This is a genomic window from Bradyrhizobium sacchari, from assembly GCF_002068095.1.
In the GTDB taxonomy this organism is placed as follows: domain Bacteria; phylum Pseudomonadota; class Alphaproteobacteria; order Rhizobiales; family Xanthobacteraceae; genus Bradyrhizobium; species Bradyrhizobium sacchari.
Genome location: NZ_LWIG01000024.1, coordinates 1 through 21,360 on the forward strand (window position 1 = coordinate 1; position 21,360 = coordinate 21,360).

The window sequence follows — 21,360 nt, forward strand, 5'->3', positions numbered from 1 at the left end:
AAAGCTTGCCATAGCCGCCATAGGCATCGGCCTGGAAGATGCCGTTGTAGCCGGCCAGATGGGCCTGGGGATGCTCGCCCGCGCGATCGCGCGAGTAATAAAACACTGCTCCCGGCGGGGCCTGCCCGCCAAAAGGCTTGTCGTCGCGTACATAGACCCAGATGCGGCCGGTGTCGGTCTTGCCTTTGGCCAGGACCGGCACCGTCGTGTCATCCCCGTGCAATCGCTCGGCACTCAGCACATGGGCCTCGAGGCGCCGGAACAAGGGCGTCAGCGCAACAGTGCAGCCACCAACCTGGTCGGCGAGGGTCGACAGGCTGATCGGCACGCCTTCCTTGCCATAGCGTTCGGCCTGACGGTTCAGCGGCTGGTGCTGGCCGAACTTCTCGAACAGCACCATCGCCAGTAAGCTGGGGCCGGCCCAACCACGGTCGATGACGTGGAACGGCGCCGGGGACTGGCTGATCTTCTCGCAATCACGGCAGCTGAACTTCTCCCGGACGTGCTGGATCACCTTCCAGGACTTCGGGATCACCTCCAGCGTCTCGGTGATGTCCTCCCCGAGCTTGGACAACCTCGCTCCGCCGCAGCAGGCGCACGCCACAGGTCCCGGCACGAGCACCCGCTCGCGAGGCAGATGGTCCGGGAACGGCTGGCGCGACGGCCTCTTGCGCGTGAACGAGGCCACCTTCGTCGTCTTGGCCGCGGCCATTTCGGCAGCGAGTTCGTCCTCAGTCGCTGAGGCCTCGAGCTCCTCCAGCGTCAGTTCGAGCTGATCCAGCAGCCTTGCGGTACGCTCCGAGCGAGGGCCATAACGATCACGGTTCAGCTTTTCGATCTGCAGCTTCAGGTGAGCGATCAGAGCATGGTCGTCGGACTGCTGGGCGCGAACGCTGGCGAGTTCGGCGCGCGTCGCCAGCAACGCCGCTTGCAGCGCCTCAATGTCTTCCGGCAGCTTCTGGGGACCGTCACCCATGCACCGATGGAATCACAAAAGCGACGATTTGGCGTGCGCTTTTTGCAATCTCACGGGACTATTGCGCAACCTATCCTGCGCTCTGCGGCCGCCAGCTGTGTTGGGGATTGCGCCAGTCGATCGCCTCCAGCAAATAGCCCATCTGAGCTGCGGTCAGCGATACCACGCCATCCACCGTCGCCGGCCAGATGAAGCGGCCACGGTCCAGTCGCTTGGCGTAGAGCGACAGCCCGATCCCGTCGTGCCAAAGGGCTTTGATCAGGGTGCCAGCACGACCACGGAACACAAAGACGTCGCCGGCAAAAGGATCCCGCCCCAGCCCCTCCTGCACCAGCAATGCCAGACCCTGCATGCCTTTGCGCATGTCAGTGTGACCGGTTGCGATCCAGATCCTCGCCCCTGCCGCGATCGGGATCATCGCCGCTCCAGCAGATCCAATACGCGAGACAACGCGGTCATATCAACGCCGGCGTCCACGATCACCCGACAGGCCTTGCCGACGACAATCTCCATGCGTCCGCTCGCTGGCCCCGCTAAAGTTACTGGCGGCGCCGGCGGTTGGTCCGGCATCACCATCGCTGGCACAAACGCTGGCTGAGGTTGTTCAGTATTGCTCGTCCGCGTCCCAAACGATCGTCGCCAAGTCAACAGGAGCGAGCGCGAGATGCCGTATCGTCGTGCTGTCGACGAGACCGCGCGCGGGGCCTGCAAACTCTCCAGAACGATCTTGAGTTTCTCATCATCGGTCCAGCGACGGCGACGGCCAGTCTCGACAACCTCGAACCGTTCAATCTGAGCACTGAACTTATTGCTGTCCATAAGGGCTGTTACACAGCACTGGTATTAACCCGACAAGGCGGCCCTCACCGGAGGGAGACGATGTGCTCGACGAAGACGCTTTGTTTGGCGATGTCGAACTCGACAATAGCTGCACCTCAGTCGGGCGCTGAAAGACCAAGACTGGGTGATATGGTCGGAGCGTTTTTGGCCAGCAATGCCTGCTGCACGGCAACATCAGTCGGGAGGTGCGTTGCGCCTCGATGACCTAAGTCAGATCCGGACGGTCTGCCAGTTGCCAAGTCATGTAGATCGGCGACGCTTATGAAGATTACTATCTTTCGCGATTAAGGTATTGTCCCGACGAATGCGCAATAGGAGCGCCCCCCTTAAGCAGCGTTGAGCAGGCATCGACGCACCGGGGCGCGCTAATGATTGACCATTCGAGCGACACCCGAGCTTCAATACTGTCCGAGTGGACACGCTACGATTGCCGCTTCCGGTCGTCGTCGCGTTAGGTACGGACGGAGTGAAGACGCGCTGAACGTGATCCGGTAGGCCTTAAGGTGGACGGCATCACCACCGACATTAGTGGGTATGGGCAAGAATACCCACTCAGGGTAGTCGTCGGCACCCAATAGCCTCAGTACAGTTCTTTGCAACGATTTGGAGAGATCGAACCCTTTTTGCTACGAGGTGACAGGAACGCACACACCATTAACACCCGAAGCACCTGGACTGGCGAGAAAGCCGATCGTTGCCGCCACCTCGCGAACGTCGACGAAGCGCTTGGCTGGTTGCGAGGCGCGGAAACGCGCAACGACCTCATCGGTGCTCACGCCCAAGGTAGCCGCCTGAACTTCTAGCTGATTACGCATCATAGCGGTATCCATCCAGCCCGGCGCGACTGCATTGACAGTCAGGCCATGCTCAGCGCCTTCCAACGCAGCCACGCGGACGAGACCGAGTACGCCGTGCTTTGCAACCACGTATGCAGCCTTCCCGGGCGCACCTCCAAAGCTCGCGGTGGATGCCGTAACCACGATGCGACCGGCGGGTGAACTCGTCAAAGCCGACCACGCCGCCTTCATCGCAAAGAACGGTCCATCCAGCATGACACCGCGAAGACGCACCCATTCTGTGTCGGGAAACTCATCGATCGGTGCGACAAACTGGCAGCCAGCATTCAAGACGAGAATGTCGAGGCGTCCAGCGACTTTAAGCACATGGGCGATCATGTCGCGATTTCCACCTGCGGTGGCAAGGTCAGCATGGAAGACCCCCTCGCCGGCAATGTCTACGCCGTGCACATCCGCCCCGCGTTCCCGCAGTTCGGCGACGATGGCTCTCCCGAGCCCTCCAGTTGCTCCAGTGACCAGAGCGACTCGGCCCTCGAGTGAGAATCCGTCCGTATGAGATTTTTGTTGGTCGCTGTCGCGATCAAGCTTAGCCATCTGTTTCTTCTCCTCCAACGCAAAGATTGTCGAGCGCGTGCTGTCGCATCACTTAAAGGGCTCAAACGAATAAAAACGCTAAAGATCGGCGCAGAACGGACGAAATTCTGCGAAACTGGGGAAGCTTCTGCGGTTAAGGCCGCCCGCCATCGGCCGCTATCGTGGATCGGCCAACGCCGCCAGCAACAGCGCGCCGCACTAGACTAGTGCTTCGGTCCCAGGCTGCAGCTGATGGACGCGCCGCGGGTTCAACAAGAATTGCGCGAACCTAAGTAAAAACAATGCTTCCGAATCGAGATAATGATCGAGGGGTGTGACTGCGGTAAAGCTGTTTTTGTCGAAGGCGCGAACGAAAGGGTTGTCATTCGGCCCGAACCGCGTGCGCACACGTAGTCTGCGAAAACACGACAAACTCAGACCACACTGGCAGATGCAATTCACCTATCCCGCACCGCGGCGAGCGGGCCTGCTGGCCGCCGAGGTTCATGGTTTTGGAGTTGGCATTTCCTCATCAACGGCTGTTGCATTCTAAGCCTTTGGAAAACCATCAAGGACATTCTGGCTCTCGCGCGAATAAAGCGACAAGAAAACTTAATTTTCTCACCACATTTCCCGAAGTATTCCCTGCAGCTATCTCGGAGCCAGGAGATGCCCGTGGATGCCACGGAGCAGGCTCACCACACATCAGAGATGTTCCAGAAATCCTAGCATACGTACAGAACGGCCGGGTTTACCGCTCAGTGGGTATGGATCCATAGCGCGATACTAGAATCATTCTGGAACGCCCTTTGCCAGCTCGTCCATTACTTGCTTGGTCGCCCGATAAGCCAGATCAACGATCTCGTCGATCTCCGTCTCGGATACAACAAGTGGTGGAGCGAAACCGAGGATGTCTCCATGCGGCATCGCTCGCGCAATAAGTCCCCGGTCCCGGGCCGCCTTAGAGATACGGGCGCCCACCTTGAGCCCCGGATCGAATCGACGCTTCGTCTGGCGATCGGCAACGAATTCGACGGCACCGAGTAAGCCGACCCCCCGCACTTCACCAACTATCTCCAGCTGGGCGAAGCGTTCCTTGAGGCGCTTTTGAAAGTGCGAGCCGACGATCCTTGCGCGGTCGCTCAATCGTTCCTTTTCGACGATATCAAGGACAGCATTGGCAGCAGCAGCTGCAATCGGATGGCCCGAATAGGTATAGCCGTGCGAAAATGCCCCGACTCGGTCCGCCGCCTCCTCTATAACAGAGTAGACCCTCTCGCCGACGATGGCTCCTGAGAGCGGCATGTATCCGGAGGTCAGCCCCTTCGCGACCGTCACGAGATCGGGTTCGATGCCGTATAGCGTGCTGCCGAAATCCGCCCCGGTTCGACCGAATCCACAGATTACCTCATCTGCGATCAGAAGAATGTCGTAACGCCTTAGCACGGCCTGAACTTCATGCCAGTAGCCCGTAGGAGGCGGTGTAATGCCGCCCGTACCCAATACCGGCTCCGCAATGAAGGCTCCGATTGTTTCCGGTCCTTCTCGCAAAATGAGCTGTTCAAGCTCGACCGCACGCCGACGGGAAAACGCCTCCTCTGTCTCGCCTGGCTCTGCGCCCCAATAGTGGTGTGGCGTGCCCGTGTGCACGATGCCTGGAAACGGAAGATCCATATGGTCATGGTAGAACGACATACCGGTCATCGAGCCGGAAATGACGGAGCAACCGTGATAGCCACGCTCGCGCGAGATGATTTTCTTCTTCTTGGGTTGACCTCGTAGGTTGTTATAATACCAAACGAGCTTAGCTTGGGTTTCGTTGGCATCCGAGCCGGATAGACCAAAAAATACCTTGCTTGGCTTGCCTGGCGCCATTCGCACCAAACGATCCGAAAGCGTCGCAAGCTCTTCGGTGGTGTGGGCCGCATAGGTGTGGTAGTATGCCAGCTTGTAAGCCTGTCGCGCGATGGCCTCCGCCACTTCAGTCCGCCCGTATCCGATATTCACGCAGTACAGGCCCGCAAAGCCGTCGATGTAACTACGTCCCTGCGCATCCTCGATCCGGATACCCTTACCCCCGGTGACGATCGTGGGATCGCCGATCTTGCCGCTCGCATATTCCTTCAACTGAGTGAACGGATGAAGGACACTTGAGCGATCGAGCTCAGCGATAGTCCTAACTTCCTTCATATCGAATTCTCCTAATCCGCCAAATCGCCGAAGCAGACGTATTTGAGTTCCATGTATTCATCGATCCCCTGCCGCGCCCCCTCGCGACCGAGTCCGGACTGCTTCCATCCTCCGAAGGGAATGGGCGGACCTGTGAACGATGCCGAATTGACCCCCACCATGCCGCACTCGATTTTCTCGGAAACTCTGAGCGCTCGACGCAGGCTGTCTGTGTAGACGTACGCAGCCAATCCCATCTCGCTCGCGTTAGCCCTGGCGAGGACCTCCTCCTCCGAATCGAACGGAAGTATTGCCGCCACCGGACCAAACGTTTCTTCACGAGCAATGAGCATTCCGTCCGTCACGTCGGTAAGCAGCGTCGGAGAGACGAAGTTCGGTCCAAGGTTGTCGTCCTGTTTTGCGGTAATGACCTGCGCTCCCTTTGCCGCAGCATCGTCGATGTGAACTCTGCATTTGTTGGCGACGGATAGCTTGGTCATTGGCCCGATATCAGTTGCGGGCTCCAAGCCGTGGCCCACCTTAAGTCGAGCTAACTCCGAGGCAAACGCCTCGGCGAACGCGCCATAGATGCCCCTTTGCACGTAGATGCGGTTAGCGGCCAGGCAATCCTGCCCCGATGTCGCGAATTTTGCGGCCATTGCTCCCTTGACGGCTTTTTCAACATCAACGTCATCAAAGACGAGAAAGGGGGCATGCCCTCCAAGTTCGAGCGAAACCTTCTTTACTGTCTCCGCCGCCCCTCCCAAAAGAAGGCGGCCAACTTGAGTGGATCCCGTAAATGAGAGGGCGCGCACCCTGGTATCGCGCAATAGAGGCTCCGAAAGAGCGATGGGATCACCGACGAGCACTTGAAACACGCCCGGCGGCAGGCCAGCCTCTTCGCCCAACCTAGCCACCGCAAGTGCTGAGAGCGGGGTTTCGGGGGCAGGCTTCACAATGATCGGACAACCAGCGGCAAGAGCTGCCCCGGCCTTTCGCGTGATCATGGCGACAGGAAAATTCCACGGAGTGATTGCTGCCGCAACACCGATCGGCTGCTTTCGCACATGAAGCAGACTGGCGGGCTTGTGGCTTGGGATTGTCTCGCCATATGTGCGCTCCCCCTCCGCCGCAAACCAATCGATAAATCCAGCACCGTAACCAATTTCGTACCGCGCCTCAGCGAGCGGCTTTCCCTGCTCGACCGTGACGAGGACAGCGAGCTCTTCGGAATTGTCGCGTATCAATGATGCCCAAGCCCTAAGAATCTCTCCCCGCATTGCCGGAGCCAGTTCACGCCATGCATTAAACGATCGTTCAGCTGCCGCGATCGCGAGATCCATATCCGCTGCATCGCAACGCGCAACATCAGCGACTTCTTCTCCAGTAGCGGGGTCGACTACAATGTCGCGCTGGTCGCCCGAAATCCAAGTGCCATCTACGAGCGCGGCGCCCGCAAGAAAGTCGCGGCGACGTAGACCTTGCAGACGCCTCGTAGCAAGAGCATCCAGATGTGGGCTTTTGTGCCGAACGGTTTGAAAGGCCATTTCCAAGGTCTCACGCAGTGATTGTTGAGCTGCCTCTGCTCAGCATAGAGCCGCAACAAACCTGTTTGCGTCGCATTTTCGCTGTCGCCCAGCGGATTTCCTGCGCCGCTAGAGATTTGGTGGAGGATTTCGTCTCAAACCAAGGACCGCAGTGAGTAGGGCCGAACTCGACTCGTAATCTCCTGTCGAAGAGCTCTCCACCTTCAACGCGCCAATTGGCTCTGTTCGACAGGCCTTATGTCCCGCTCGATCAGTTCTCTCATATGCTCGTTTATGGCTTTGGAGACCGAGTCAGAACAGTTAGAGGGCACCCCTCGAGCCACGCCAGCAAACCTCAGAATGCGGCAAGGATGGTGGCCAGCGGCGCGATAGGCAAGATAGTTTGGCAACGCGGAACGAGCGGGCCTCGCCCGCGAGAGCGATCTCGCGAACTTTCAATAAATGGCTCCGGCGCCCCACCAAAAGCATCGCAACGAGCATTCCAAATTGAATGCCGATATCGATTGGCAACAATTTCTCATTGCTCGCCTGCAGTTAACGAGCCGGCGCAACCTTGCACAAACCCAGAAGCGTCGAGCGATTGCCCCTCATACGATAAGGATGTCCTGTCCGACTCCCATGTCGAGCCTCACGACTCGTGGAATTTCCTATACATTCAGAGTACTGCTATTGTACACGCATTTGCATCGCAATTTCCTCCCACTACGACGGATTCCTGCAACGCGGGGCATGTGGTGGAGAAATTCACCTCAATGCGGGGGCCGACCATGCCATACGACCGTACAGATGCGCGCATCCTCGAGATCGTGCAGAAGAACAACCGTTTAACTTCCGAAATGATCGGCGATCTCGCCGGACTTTCTGCTACTGCCTGTCAGCGACGCCTAAAGAGACTCCGTTCTGATGGCATCATCGAGGCCGACGTCTCAATTGTATCGCCGAAGGCGGTAGGAAGGCCAATTCAGATGCTCGTGTTGGTGACTTTGGAAAGGGAACGATCAGACATTATTGATAAGTTCAAGAAGGCGATTAAATCGTCCGCTGATGTTGTGAATGGATTTTACGTCACGGGCGATGCCGATTTCGTCCTCTATGTCACCGCGCGCACCATGGACGATTATGAGCAATTCACGCGTCGCTTCTTCTACGAGAATTCGGACATCAAGGGCTTTAAGACAATGGTCATAATGGACCGGGTTAAAGCAGGTTTTGCCATTCCAATTGATGGCCCCTCTGAAGTTTGACCTATTTTCTCATCCGGCCGATCCGTCTGGCTCGCGCTTTTTGCTTGCAGGAGCGCAAAACAAATCGCGCTACTTATCCTTGCTCTGCTGGCTCCGCAGGACACCTGAGCTGAAGGGAGAAAAAGTGGTTGGCCTGAAGACTGCTCGAATGTTCTAGTTTGGCCATCTGGCCTCGCACTCACTGCCCCATCCATCAATCCTGAGTTCTTCGGGCGGGAGTGGTGGATTTTCCCGACTGAGCGGTGATAGCCACCGGCGTTAGTGCGGAGCCATCGGCATGGCACAGCGCCAGATCCCATCGCGGATTGCAGGTGAAGGCGAAACTCCGACGGCGCCTTCCATCCGAGCTGCGAGTGAGGTCGCAGATCGTTGTATAGTCGGCCCGCCAGGTTCCCAGGGCGACCCGCGCCTCGGCGAGCAGCGCCTCGTTCAGCGATTCGTACCGCGCCGGGCCATTCAAAGATGGAGCCGACACGAAGGAGGAATCCATTGGCACCACATCAGCAGTGTCCTGATTCAAGTGGCCGATTGAGGTCGCCACGGCCACGCATCGCGAACGTATCTTCCCAGTAGAGCTAGTAACTTTTTCTTGCGATTGACTTAAGCGGCAGGTACTCCTCTTCCAGCGGCTTGCCCGCTTCGTCTCCGACACCTCCATTCGGCGTGACTGCGATCGTTGCGTCAAAGATCGGCCGCTCCTTGAGCCCGTACATTCTGCAATCAACGGCGCACAGGCGTTCTGGCCTCTTGGCCGATGCGGGGTGCGGGGCAGCCACTGGCGGGCCACCATCTAACCATTGGCGCGATGCAAAATCGCAACCCGTAAGCAGCAAGACTTCAAGATATTTAGGTGACAAGACATATTCTCGGCGTAATATGTAACATCCCGCAGGTATTCTGCACTGGGCGCGCCTGCCATGATGAAAACTCACTTGGAACAGGTCTGTGCAATACGATAGAACCGACGCCCGCATCTTAGAGATCGTACAAAAGAATAATCGCCTGACCTCTGAGGTGATCGGCGAAATTGCCGGTCTTTCCGCGACCGCCTGTCAGCGACGACTGAAGAGGCTCCGTTCGGAGGGCGTCATCGAGGCCGACGTCTCAATCGTTTCACCGAAATCCGTAGGCAGACCTATTCAAATGCTAGTCCTGGTGAGCTTGGAGCGGGAGCGCGCCGACATTATCGACAAGTTCAAGAAAGCCATTAAATCATCGGCTGAAGTCGTTAATGGATTTTACGTCACTGGAGATGCTGACTTTGTGCTATACGTCACGGCGCGTACCATGGAGGATTACGAGCAGTTCACTAGACGCTTTTTCTATGACAATCCTGACATTAAGGGCTTCAAGACGATGGTCATAATGGATCGGGTAAAGGCAGGATTTGCTATACCAATTGAAGTTCCGTCCGACGACTGATCTGAGTCTCTTGCCACGTACGTCAGTGGCTTGGCGCGCATTTCCGTCGCGCACGCGCGTAGAACGCAAGAAATATGCAGCGCGACTCTTCTATTTTGTGACCTTGTCAACGCTGGCAAGCATTCGACTTTTTCGGACCAGCGTTCCAAAGAGATTAAGGTCCAGGGGTGTCCCGTCAAGCTCATTCCGCGCTTCTTTGTAAACGTCGTCGTGGGCACGTTGTGTTCAGCGTGAGCTCGTTGCGAGCGCGTAAGTCTACAGCACTGTGATGCCCACTGACCGAAGGCGTTGGCACAATGCATAGCGAATCCTAACCGCTGCGCAAAACAGAGAGCAAAAATGCGCAAGAAGCCAGGCGGAGATCTCAAGCGATGCGCAACATAGCGCTCAGATCGTGCGAGCGATCACAAATTGCCCGATCTTTGGAATCGCGATCGGCCGCCGCGGCGTGTCCTCTATTGTTTAGGCAGGATCCACAAGGAACGACAGGTCGCGGTAAGTGGCAAGGCCGCCCGAACCATCACCGATCTCAATCGTTTGTGACGGATGCAGAAGCTTAAATGACTGATCAGACGAAGCTCCACGTTGACGGCATCATCGCGCCGCTGCGCTATCCGACTTTCAAGTACATCTGGCTAGCGAGCGTCTTGTCCAATCTTGGCGTCCTGATCCGAGGCGTCGGCGCAGCCTGGGCGATGACAGAAATGACCTCGTCTGCTGACAAGGTAGCGCTCGTGCAGACGGCAACGATGCTACCGGTGATGTTGATCGCGCTGCCTGCTGGCGCGATTGCCGACATGCATGACCGCCGTCTGGTCACGCTGGTTGCGCTCTCAATCGCGCTTTGCGGCGTGATCGCGCTAACTGGACTACAGTGGTTGGGTCTCACCACGCCAAATTTATTGCTGATTCTTTGCTTTGTCGTTGGCAGCGGCGTTGCATTAATGAACCCGGCTTGGCAATCCTCCGTCTCCGAGCAGGTACCAGCCGAGACCCTGCCGGCGGCAGTTACCCTAAACGGCATCAGCTTCAATATCGCGCGCAGTTTTGGGCCCGCGATCGGTGGTATTGTGGTTGGGATCGCGGGGGCGGTCGCGGCCTTTGCACTCAGCGCTATGCTTTATCTACCACTGATGATCGCATTGTTTCTCTGGAAGCGCGTAGCCGAGCCGTCGCGGCTGCCGCGCGAACATCTGAGCCGGGCTATCGTCTCGGGTGTGCGCTATATCACGAATTCTCCCTCTATCAAGATCGTGCTGGTCCGCGCCGTGGCGACAGGCGCGGTCGGAAGTTCGATATTCGCACTGTTGCCGCTGGTCGCGCGCGATCTCTTGAGGGGCGGTCCTCAGACTTACGGCGTCATGCTCGGCGCCTTTGGTTTTGGCGCCGTGGTCGGGGCAGTCAATATCGGTGGGGTACGTAGGATCATGAGCAGCGAAGCTGCTATGCGTGCCTGCATGCTTTCCATGGCTGGCGCAACTACGGCTGCGGCTCTGAGTCGGGAGCCGGTGCTTACCGCGACCGCGCTGATCCTGGCTGGCGCGGTGTGGATGATTGTGGCCACCTTGCTCGATATCGGCGCGCAGCTCTCCGCGCCACGCTGGGTGGCCGGCAGATCGCTAGCGACTTACCAGGCTGCGTACGCCGGCGGAGTCGCGTTCGGCAGTTGGGGCTGGGGCCGCCTAACAGATGCCGCAGGGGTTGAAGAGGCTCTGCTTATCTCCGCGGGGCTGATGCTACTTTCTCCCATGCTTGGGCTGTGGCTACCAATGCCACGCATCAGCTCCCGCGACGAGGACGTCGAGATGTTAGCCGATCCCGAGGTGCGCCTTCCGCTGACCGACCGCAGTGGGCCATTGGTGGTTGAGATCGAATATCGCGTGGCGGCAGAGAATGCGCGTGCCTTTCACAACATGATGCAGGGAGTACAGCTGTCGCGCCAGCGGAACGGCGCCTATGGTTGGTCGATTGCGCGCAATATCGCCGATCCCGAACTGTGGACCGAGCGCTATCACTGCCCGACCTGGCTGGATTACTTGCGCCAGCGAAACCGCGGGACCCAATCGGAACGGGCGCTGGAACACCAAGTGGAGGCTTACCACATCGGCCCAGCCCCGGTGCGCGTCCGCCGGATGTTGGAGCGCCCGTTCGGATCGGTGCGCTGGAAGGAAGAAGCGCCCGACCGGGACGCGAACGAAATCCTGCCCTTTGATTCCAAGCGCGTTGCGGGTAGTTGAGGCATGTGCGGGTTGCGCGTCCTCGATACTGCTTAAGGGACGATCGACGTCACTTCTGACAAAGGGTCGATAGCGCATTCTCTTCAGACTCAGTCGCCGGGAAAGACCCAGGCAACACATGAAAGCGGCAGCCTTAGCGTGGGCGCCTAGTGGGGTGGCGGGACAGCGTTGTGGCTAGACGTACCGATACCCACCCTGACGAAGTGGATCCGGCTTTTCTATTGGCTGAATCCGCTGGAATGAAAGCCGATAGCAACTGCTGACGATTGGAGATGAGCAAGAGGAGCGGATCACAGCGGATCAATAGCGATCGAGGTGACGATAATGCTGAAGGTCTCTGCTTCAAGGATGGTTTCAAAAACCTGAGCAATTTCTATTTTTCTCGCGGGCCTGGCGGCGGGTCCTGTCGAGAACCGAATATGGACTTTTCATCCATTCGGTTTCGACCTCGATGAGTGACACTAGCTCCGTGAACCGCAGCAGCGCCAGCGAAGCACCGTAGGCCGAGACGACACGCAAGGGCGCAACGACGCGATGACCGCCACAGCTTCATGAGCCGTGGCATCCGATATCACAGAAGCACGCCCATCGCCAAGAACTGTTCGAGTCTCAAGGTTGCCGGGCGTCATGCTCGAGTTCGCCAAGCGTTCAAATGCAACTCACGTGAGTTGAGGCGGCAAAGACGCTCCGGAAAAAAAGGCCACTCCTAGAGAGTGGCCCAAGGTTACTTGGAGGAAACGCCCCCCTAGGGAGCCTCTGGGATCAGGCCGCGGCCTGTTCGATTGGCGAAAATGGCAGGCCGAGACTTTCGGCCACGGCCTTGTAGGTAAGCCGGCCCCGATACACGTTCAGGCCTGCGCGCAGATGTGGATTTTCGAGCACGGCCGAAAATCCCTTGTTGGCGAGAGCCAAACCAAACGGCAGTGTAGCGTTATTCAAAGCCTGGCTTGAAGTAAGCGGAACGGCTCCGGGCATATTGGCTACACAGTAATGAATGACGCCATCAACCTCATACGTTGGCTCCGCGTGCGTCGTCGGACGCGATGTCTCGAAGCACCCCCCCTGATCGATAGCTACGTCCACGATTACCGAGCCCTTGCGCATCGAGCCCAACATGCTGCGCGTGACCAGTTTCGGCGCGCTCGCTCCCGGAACTAGCACCGCTCCAATGACAACGTCTGATGCAAATACCTCCCCTTCGAGGGCGTCTAATGTCGAGTATCTAGTCCGAACGCGACCTTCAAACAGTTCGTCCAACTCGCGAAGTCGGGAAATCGACCGATCGAGAATTGTGACCTCTGCACCGAGACCGGCCGCCATCCGTGCTGCATGCGTACCGACGACGCCGCCTCCGATCACGACGACACGAGCCGGTTGGACGCCGGGCACGCCGCCGATTAGCAGTCCCCGCCCTCCAGCAGACCGCCTTAGAGCCGCGCCAGCGGCCTCGATCGACAGCCTCCCCGCCACTTCGCTCATAGGCGCTAGCAGCGGAAGCCCCCCTTGCGCATCGGTCACGGTTTCATAGGCAATTGCTGTACACCCCGACTTTAGTAGCCCTTTAGCCTGCTCAGGGTCCGGCGCCAGATGCAAATACGTAAATAGGATTTGATTCTCTCGCAACTGGGTCCATTCGGAGGGCTGAGGCTCCTTGACTTTTACGATCATCTCGCTGGAGGCGAATACCTCGCGAGCGGAGTTCAGAACCACTGCGCCTGCCTTGCGATAATTGTCATCGCTAGCACCGATACCGGCACCTGCATTGGTTTCGACCACGACGCCGTGGCCAGCGGCCACATATTCGCGGACGGCGCCTGGCGTCAGTCCCACGCGGTATTCGTGCGTCTTGATTTCTTTGGGAACACCGACCTTCATCTGCAATCTCCTAACATTAGGAACACTTTATCCGAAAGCGCGCTCCCAACCGCGACGGAGCCCGGCGATTTGCGCAGAAATTCTGCGATCTTTGTGCCATAAATCTGAATTTCGAACAGTCAGGACGTCAGCAAGATCGATGTTGGAGTTTCGAACAATCCGGGGCACATCGATTTCCGAGACCTCCTGACTTCTCGGTCCCTCTGAATTGATGGAATTGACCTCCGAAAGCCAGGATCGACTAGATGATGCCTGCCAGACGACGATTGATGACTGCCTATGGGGCATTTTCTACGCCCTAATATATCCCAGCAGCGAAGTTGATCGAGAATGAGCTTGAGCATTTGACCGATCGCTTGGTCTCATGAACTTGCTGCCAGTCCGGTCAAACGCAGGAATTCGGCCAAACGCCGGCCTTCGTTGTCGAAATTCAACGCGGCAGAGCGCCTAATATTCAGCATATCTTGGGACCCACCATTCAGCACGTTACGGCTGACCGACTAGGGAGCACTGTCTCGCTCGCCGGCGACAAGTTCGTGCTATGGCAACCTACAACGGACCTGACCAATGTCTCTTATCTCCTTGGCACTTTCGCGCGGCGATTTGGTCGAGACTCGCAACCTCATCGCGGACAATTGGACCGGTGGCCTCGAGCCGCGACAGCTCGCGGTTACCGATCCGAGTGACGGCGGCCTGGTCTCAAACGTGCCCGACGCCGGCGCAGCCGATGCGAAGGCAGCCGTCGATGCCGCGCAGGCCGCCTTCAATGCGTGGCGTGGGGCGCCGGCGCGCGATCGCGCCGCGGTTCTCAAGCGATGGAACGATGTGATCGTCGCGCATCAGGACGACCTCGGACGCCTGATCTCGCGCGAACAAGGAAAGCCGCTGGCTGAAGGCAGAGGCGAAGTGCTTTACGCAGCCAGCTATGTTGAATGGTTTGCCGAACAGGCCACGCGCACGAATGGCGAGGTGATCCCGAGTCCGTTTTCCAACAAGCGGATCCTTTCAGTGCGCGAACCCGTCGGGGTGGTCGCAGTGATCACGCCCTGGAACTTTCCAGCTGCCATGATCGCGCGAAAGATCGCGCCTGCGCTCGCCGCTGGCTGCACCGTGGTCGCCAAGCCAGCCGAAGACACACCGCTTACTGCGCTCGCACTCGTGAAGCTGGCGCAGGAGGCAGGGGTCCCCCCAGGGGTGATCAACATCGTCACAGCATCGCGCGAGCGCGCTGCTGGCGTTGTTGACGTGTGGCTCGCCGATGACCGCGTTCGCAAAATCAGCTTCACAGGCAGCACGCCAGTCGGCAAACATCTCGCGCGGCAATCGGCATCGACATTGAAGAAGGTCTCGCTTGAGCTCGGCGGAAATGCGCCCTTCATCGTTTTTGCGGACGCCGATATCGATGCCGCGGTGGAGGGCCTGATGGCCGCCAAATTCCGAAATGGAGGCCAAACCTGCGTGTGTCCGAATCGCGTTTACGTGCACGAGCTCGTTCATGATGCGTTTGTGGCGAAGCTTGCGGCGCGCGTCGGAGCATTGAAGGTCGGGCCCGCAAGCGATTCGACATCTCAGATCGGTCCCATGATCAACGAACGCGCTGTGCAGAAGATCGAGCGCCACGTGCGGGACGCGGTGTCGCAGGGTGCGCGAATCGTTGTCGGCGGCGAACGCATACGCAAGCCCGATTCACCGCAGGCAGCGTATTTCTCACCGACCGTCCTCGTGGACGCAACGCCATCGATGGCGTGCTCATGTGAGGAAACGTTCGGGCCTGTTGTGGCCGTCGCACGGTTTCGCGATGAATCCGAAGTGGTGGCGCGGGCGAACGCCACTCCTTTCGGGCTTGCGGCGTACTTCTACACCGATAGCCCTGCACGCATCTGGCGCGTGGCGGAAGCGCTCGAGTGCGGCATCGTCGGCATTAACGAGGGCGTGTTGGCCGCAGAGGCCGCCCCCTTCGGCGGCGTGAAAGAATCAGGCTACGGCCGCGAGGGATCGGTACACGGGCTCGACGATTACCAGCAAATCAAGTACCTCTGCCAGGGTGGTGTCCGGTAAACCCGACAATACATTCATCCGCGCGCCCTTCTAACTATTCGTGGCCGGCCGTACCTGAATGAGGGCTAGAGCCGGCTTCAACTGGCTGCTTAGTACATGGCAAGCTCGCACCTGACGATCTGCAATGTGCTTGCGACGCGGCAAGGAATTACGCCTTATCGGATCAGACGGTGATTGGCTGTGAAGCACCGCCTACAAGCATCTTCTGGACATAGACACGCAGATCATCCCGTTTTCGATGCGGCGAAATCGCAGTACAGGCGCGCGATGATGTCGGTCGCGCGCCGTCCCTCAAATGGAATCCGCGGCTGTAGCCGGCCGCGGCGCGAGCTGTGCGGAGGGATGAGGGCAGACCATGTAGACGTCGCCAACAGCAAGGTTGGTCTGTTGGTGTAGGCAGGATCGCTGATCCACTGTAGCTTCGATTGCGGCTCAGAAGCATGGGAAGTGTGTTTGTCGGCGCTGCCGAACTTTGCGGGCGCCATCCCGACAGTAATCGAACTCGCCATTCACCCGCCTCGAGTAAGCCCGACACGGCTCGCAGAATTCCGAGCGCGCAAAAGGCGACCGCGGAGCGTTGGGGCTTCTCTCGGTTGATTCCCAAGTCGCGTCAGCCGCGCCTGGCTGGCGGTGAAAGGGAGAGTGGTCGATTGTAACCCCGCCGATCCTATGCACGCTGCGTAAGGGCAGAGCGCCGGACTTATTCTACCCTCGCCAACGTTGTTTCGCTGTTTCTCTCTGACGACGGCCGTTCCGGTTCGGCTCCAGCTCGACGGTCCGCACAGCAGAAGGTCAATAGCTGCGCTGCGCGACAAATGCGATGCTACAGCCGGTCAATCCAACGCAACGGAAATTCTATTATGATCAGACAAGCCGCACTCCGTTGATGACCCGACGTCGGTCAAGCGATCTGCGCGCTGAACATGTCCGGACCGACGAGGTCTTTGATACCAGGCAATGCCATCGCGCAATACTTTGACAGCCTCGCCGGCACCAATCAGGTAATTAAGATTTGCCAAAGCCTCGCCTGTCGCCATCCATAACTGATCCGGATCCGCCTCCGAAACGAGGGAGCGAAATAGCGCACCGAAGACGTCGACGACCCGGCGTGGCTGAGCAAGCAGCATGCGTAGCCGGTCCAGAGCTTGCCATTGCCCGCGTACCAGGTGGTCGATCCGCGCATGTAGCCCGCGGAACACATCGTGGTGGCCGGGCGCGACGAGCACATCATCTGGGATTCGCCGCTTCATGTGTTCCATCGAACTGAACCATTCGGCTAATGGATTAGCCTCCGGTTCCGAATGGTACACGGGTACGTTGGAAGAAATATGCGGCAAGATGTGGTCGCCAGATATCAGCACCTTCAGGGCTGGACAGTAAAGAGAGGCCCCCTCGGGTGAATGCCCAGATCCAATGACCACCTCCCATTCGTTTCGGCCGATCTGCAATCGCATCCCGTCCTGCATGCTACGGAAGCTGTCCGGAAGCGGAGAGAACTGTGCCCCAACGTCACCGAAGCGAATTCTGTAACGCTCCACTGCCTCTTCGCCCCAGCCCGCTTGCCGATAGAACTGCAGTGCATGGGCGGGTGCCTGATTGCTGCGGTCTGACAAGAGCGTGCGGCACATCAGGTACTCCCGCCTCGAAATCCACAGCTCGACGCCGTGCTTGCGCGTGAGCCAGCCGGCTAGCCCGAGATGGTCTGCGTGCGAGTGCGTGGCAAGCACGCGAGTAAGAGGGCCGGACAATGGCGGCCTCGCGATCATCTCGGCCCAGATGTCCATCGTCTCTTGCGTGCGCAACCCGGTGTCCACCAACGCCCAGCCGCTGCCATCCTCGATAATCCACACATTAATATGGTCGAGGCGGTACGGCATTGGTAGTCGAGCCCACCGTACGCCGGGGGCAATCTCGACAAACTCGGCGCGCGCTGGTGGCCGAAGGGGGAAAACGAGAGAGGTGCTCATAATCCTGCGGAAAGTCGGCCATCTATTCGCGGCGAGCTTCAGCCTCGCCGCAAAGAGATCGGTTTCGGATCATTGTTGTTTGCAGCGATCACTTTCGAATCCATCATGCCCACAAAGTGCTCGACTGGCCCCGAGCTGGTCGGATGCGCGGGCATGTCCAAGTTTCGGATCGCATGGCCTGCTACTCTGGCCAGATCCGAAGCTTCGGAACCATTTCGTGCTGCACTGTACTCTAGCCAACAATCTCATTCATCGCGCGGACTCGCAGGTACGATGAGCGCATCGACCGCGACGGCGCCGTTCTTGCGCACGATAAGCGGATTGATATCGATCGATCGAATTTGGTCGCCGAGGTTTCGTGCGATTGCGTCTAGACGTCTGATGGCGCCAATCAAGGCTTCTGTATCAAGCGCAGAAGCGCCGCGGAACCCGCGAAGTATCTTTTGTACCCGCAGTTCGGCGAGCATTTTTTCAGGCTCTCCGACACGAAGGCCTGCGGGACGGAGAGCCGCGTCTTCCATGATTTCTGTCCAAATGCCGCCTTGCCCGACCAGGACGAATGAGCCGAGGACTGCATCGGTCTCCAGACCCAGGATCATCTCGGTTCCGTCGCGTACGAATGGTTGAATAATGAGAACCTGCGAACCCGCCGCAAAGAGCTTTTCCGCCGCCGCCGACAATTCCTGCGCATCCCGTATGTTCGTTATCACGCCGGACAGCTCGGTTCGATGCAGCACGCCTGTGTCACCGATCTTCGCGACGACCGGATATCCGAGTTCGTTTGCCGCTTGGATCGCGGCATCCGCGCTTGTTACGAAACGGCTCTCCACGACCGGTATGCCCGCTGCGGCGAGAAAATCGAGGGCCGGCTTCCCCGAGAACGGCTTTCCTGCGAAATCGTGCAGCTGCTTTGCCATCCTGACCTTGTCGATCGGCAGCTCGTCCGAGATGGGGGGCAGAGGCCGCGCCCACATCACGGCACGGTCGAAAGCGCGGAAGGCCTCCCGTTGGCCCAACACCATAATGTTCTTGTCGAGGAGATCATCCGCCTTGGTGGACGATATCGAACCATCAACTGGTGTTACCAGAGTAACTGGCTTGTTCGTCGTTGCGGCGACTTCCGCCGCGCAGACGGCATATGTTTCCTCTAGCTCACCGGCCGGACCCTTGAGATTAGGAAAGTGCAGAACTGTGACAATGTCGATATTCGGATCGGTTGCTATTGCCTTATAGATCTTTCTAGAGCCCTCCTCCGCGCCGTTATAGCCCCAGTAGGCGTCAAGAGGATTTCTGCATACGATCTCGGGGGGGATGACGCTGCGAATCGACCTCACCGTCTCCGGCTGGAACTCGGCAAATCGCAGCGCCTGACACTTCGCCATTTCGTCTACGTACATCTGAATCAGCCCGCCCGATGGACAGAGCGCTCCCACTCTTCCTTCACCTACAGGCCGCCCGGTTTGAGCGAGCATCGCGGATGTAAGCAATTCCTCTAGCGAGTCTACTTGCACGACACCATGCTTCTTGAACAGCTCGCGATAGAACCGGTACGGCGCGGCAAGCGCGCCTGTGTGCGCCGTGGCAAGCTCCTGAGATGCCTCCGTGCGTCCAGGCTTCAGCAGAATGACGGGCTTGCCGGCGGCGTGTGCTCGATCACATTCGAAGAAGAAGCGCTCGGGATCGCGGACCGCTTCAATAAAACCGCAGATCACTCGCACATTCGGGTCGTCGACCAGGTAGCGCAGAATGTCAGCGCTCCCCGTGACTGCTTCGTTGCCACAAATGATGGCGTGACTCCAGCGGACGCCACGCCCGCTATTCAAGATGGCGAGCCTCGTTCCGCCACCCTGCGAAATAAGGGCAACGTGACCTGGACGGCGGACCTCGAACGCTCCCATGCTGAGATGGACGCGATCAGCCCAGTTGATCACGCCGCCCGAGTTCGGACCGAGAAGGGCCATTCCCGATGCTCGCGCTACATCCGCGAGCCGCGCTTGCGCTGCCGCCCCTTCCGTCCCGGCTTCTGCAAATCCCATCTCTGGAATCACTGCAGCCTTCACCCCAACTTCAGCAGCCTCCTCAAGTGCAGCGATAGTCGCATCGCGGTTTCGCAAGATAAGGACCGCATCCGGCACAAACGGCATGCTTTTGAGCGACGGATAGCAAGGGTATCCCGCCACTTCTTCGTACTTGGGATTTACCGCGGCAACTTTTCCCGAGTAACCAATCAGCTTGTAGTGATCGAGGGACGTGCGACGAACGTCGGAAGCTGGACTGGAGCCAATGACCGCTACCGAACTCGGCCGGATGAGTGCCGAAAGCGCACTTTGGCTCACCGGCATCGACTTCGCGGAACGAGACTTCGGGAACATGTTGACCTTTCGGAAACTAGTCGAGGATGTCGAACTGTAAGTTGCGCGAGCGCCGCGAAGCTGCAAGATTCGCGACATCTGAAATAAATCCTGCAAATTATGAGGTTTTTGCGCGTTTCATCACTGCGGCGTCACCGTTCGCGCTGTTCGTTGACGAAGCCGGCGCGTCGTCACAAAGATGGAAATTGAGAGACTTGCGCACTGCACTCAGCCGTTCTCAAGAGTATCAATTACCTTCCGGCTGCATCAATCATCCGCGTTAGCAGAACGCGCATGCAAATGAACCCTGAACTCCGCGCGAGGCGGTCCTCTGGCTCCGAGCGTCACAGCTGTCGCCAGTTCCGGAACTTTGATCGCTCGAAAGATGGTGACCTTGTCGCCGACCCGGAAACCGATCAAGCTGACGTTGGTGCGTTTCCTGCGAGGTATCGCGCCGCGTATAGTCTGGTTGCTCGCGTATCAGCGGATCCCCCAGGGCGGCAACGCCATTGCGCGGATGCGTTCGTACAGCGACAGGTCTGGCAGCCGCAGTGCACCTTAATCGGCCGTGATCAGGTCGACGTGGCTGCACGCTGGGGTGAGCGGCCCCCACGGGGGATGACCTTGGAGTACCCGATCTTGCCGTGGTGGCCGCGAAATGATCCACGCCCTCCGATTGCGCCGGAGAGCTCACGAGATCCACTTGCCACCGACCTCGGCAATGTAATCGCCGTCGGCCTCAGCTTGCCCCGCCGCATCAGGTCAACCACATGAATGAGATCACGTATCCCCTGATGCATGAAGGCCGAAAGAGCACTGCGAAGTTGGACGCCGGCGTTCCTATCTCCCCTTCCATACGGGATCGCGCTTCTCGGAAAAGGCGCGGGCACCCTCCAAACGATCCTCTGAGCCGTAGAGCTTATCGACGGTAGCAAGCTCGCGACGGGTCACCCGATTGATGGCGTCCTGGAAGGAAAGCGTCTCGGCGACCCTCACCGTTTCCTTGATCGCCGCGAAGACCAGCGGCGGTCCGCCGGCGAGCAGCCGCGCGACTTCCCAGACGCGTTGCTCCAACTTCTCCTTCGGTAGCACCTCGTTGACCAAGCCCCATCGATGCGCTTCGCCGGCGTCCATCCAGCGCCCGATAAGCAGAAGCTCCATGGCTATGTGCCAAGGAATGCGTTTCGGCAACTTAATAGCTGCTGCGTCGGCCAACTGGCCAGCGCGGATCTCGGGCAGCGCGAATGTGGAATGCTCGGACGCGTAGATCAGGTCGCATGAGAGCGCCACCTCGACCCCCCCCC

At 58.6% G+C, this 21,360-nt stretch carries 16 protein-coding genes and 1 pseudogene; 5 read left to right on the forward strand and 12 right to left on the reverse strand.

Annotation, left to right across the window (positions count from 1 at the left end):
* From tnpC to A5906_RS23730, 6 genes are all read right to left on the reverse strand, one after another.
* The coding region (gene tnpC / locus A5906_RS23705; RefSeq protein ID WP_136615011.1) for an IS66 family transposase at positions 1–976 on the reverse strand (976 nt) is incomplete at its 3' end.
* A 70-nt stretch (positions 977–1,046) separates the two neighbouring features.
* Positions 1,047–1,394: an IS66 family insertion sequence element accessory protein TnpB gene (gene tnpB, locus A5906_RS23710; protein WP_080134400.1), complete on the reverse strand. Its 348-nt coding sequence runs from the start codon at positions 1,392–1,394 to the stop codon at positions 1,047–1,049.
* On the reverse strand, positions 1,391–1,795 hold the full coding sequence (tnpA, locus tag A5906_RS23715) for an IS66-like element accessory protein TnpA (RefSeq protein ID WP_080134401.1): 405 nt from the start codon (positions 1,793–1,795) through the stop codon (positions 1,391–1,393). Before tnpA ends, tnpB begins: the two co-directional genes overlap by 4 nt.
* A 647-nt stretch (positions 1,796–2,442) precedes the next feature.
* Positions 2,443–3,207 carry an SDR family oxidoreductase gene (locus A5906_RS23720; protein WP_080137752.1) on the reverse strand — a complete coding sequence of 255 codons (765 nt, stop codon included), beginning with the start codon at positions 3,205–3,207 and terminating at the stop codon, positions 2,443–2,445.
* 771 nt (positions 3,208–3,978) lie between these two features.
* Positions 3,979–5,376, reverse strand: a complete 1,398-nt coding sequence (locus tag A5906_RS23725; protein ID WP_080137716.1) for an aminotransferase — start codon at positions 5,374–5,376, stop codon at positions 3,979–3,981.
* An 11-nt stretch (positions 5,377–5,387) separates the two neighbouring features.
* A complete protein-coding gene (locus tag A5906_RS23730) occupies positions 5,388–6,902 on the reverse strand; it encodes an NAD-dependent succinate-semialdehyde dehydrogenase (protein WP_080137717.1) in 1,515 nt (504 codons plus the stop codon).
* A gap of 767 nt (positions 6,903–7,669) precedes the next feature.
* Between A5906_RS23730 and A5906_RS23735 the strand changes: the two genes are divergently transcribed.
* Entirely contained in the window at positions 7,670–8,146 is a 477-nt protein-coding gene (locus tag A5906_RS23735; protein WP_080137753.1) for an Lrp/AsnC family transcriptional regulator, read from the forward strand.
* Positions 8,147–8,339: 193 nt separating this feature from the next.
* Here the strand turns inward: A5906_RS23735 and A5906_RS41645 are convergent.
* Both A5906_RS41645 and A5906_RS42620 read right to left on the reverse strand, forming a co-directional pair.
* Positions 8,340–8,639, reverse strand: a pseudogene (locus tag A5906_RS41645) (integrase core domain-containing protein); the annotation flags it as partial.
* Between the two features lie 82 nt (positions 8,640–8,721).
* On the reverse strand, positions 8,722–8,859 hold the full coding sequence (locus tag A5906_RS42620) for a hypothetical protein (RefSeq protein ID WP_161495424.1): 138 nt from the start codon (positions 8,857–8,859) through the stop codon (positions 8,722–8,724).
* 232 nt (positions 8,860–9,091) lie between these two features.
* On the opposite strand from A5906_RS42620, the gene A5906_RS23740 reads away from it, so the two are divergent.
* Positions 9,092–9,568, forward strand: a complete 477-nt coding sequence (locus tag A5906_RS23740; protein ID WP_080137718.1) for an Lrp/AsnC family transcriptional regulator — start codon at positions 9,092–9,094, stop codon at positions 9,566–9,568.
* Between the two features lie 560 nt (positions 9,569–10,128).
* Positions 10,129–11,805 carry an MFS transporter gene (locus tag A5906_RS23745; protein WP_080137719.1) on the forward strand — a complete coding sequence of 559 codons (1,677 nt, stop codon included), beginning with the start codon at positions 10,129–10,131 and terminating at the stop codon, positions 11,803–11,805.
* A 762-nt stretch (positions 11,806–12,567) separates the two neighbouring features.
* Here A5906_RS23745 and ald read toward each other — a convergent pair.
* Positions 12,568–13,680: an alanine dehydrogenase gene (ald, locus tag A5906_RS23750; protein ID WP_080137720.1), complete on the reverse strand. Its 1,113-nt coding sequence runs from the start codon at positions 13,678–13,680 to the stop codon at positions 12,568–12,570.
* A gap of 567 nt (positions 13,681–14,247) precedes the next feature.
* On the opposite strand from ald, the gene A5906_RS23755 reads away from it, so the two are divergent.
* Positions 14,248–15,738 carry an NAD-dependent succinate-semialdehyde dehydrogenase gene (locus A5906_RS23755; protein WP_201723795.1) on the forward strand — a complete coding sequence of 497 codons (1,491 nt, stop codon included), beginning with the start codon at positions 14,248–14,250 and terminating at the stop codon, positions 15,736–15,738.
* A gap of 833 nt (positions 15,739–16,571) precedes the next feature.
* Here the strand turns inward: A5906_RS23755 and A5906_RS23760 are convergent.
* Complete coding sequence (locus A5906_RS23760; RefSeq protein WP_201723796.1) at positions 16,572–17,615, reverse strand: MBL fold metallo-hydrolase; 1,044 nt, start codon at positions 17,613–17,615, stop codon at positions 16,572–16,574.
* A gap of 335 nt (positions 17,616–17,950) precedes the next feature.
* On the reverse strand, positions 17,951–20,077 hold the full coding sequence (locus A5906_RS23765) for an acetate--CoA ligase family protein (protein ID WP_161495425.1): 2,127 nt from the start codon (positions 20,075–20,077) through the stop codon (positions 17,951–17,953).
* Between the two features lie 26 nt (positions 20,078–20,103).
* On the opposite strand from A5906_RS23765, the gene A5906_RS41650 reads away from it, so the two are divergent.
* Positions 20,104–20,340: a hypothetical protein gene (locus A5906_RS41650; protein WP_136615455.1), complete on the forward strand. Its 237-nt coding sequence runs from the start codon at positions 20,104–20,106 to the stop codon at positions 20,338–20,340.
* 556 nt (positions 20,341–20,896) lie between these two features.
* Here A5906_RS41650 and A5906_RS44865 read toward each other — a convergent pair.
* The coding region (locus tag A5906_RS44865; RefSeq protein ID WP_245326873.1) for an enoyl-CoA hydratase-related protein at positions 20,897–21,360 on the reverse strand (464 nt) is incomplete at its 5' end.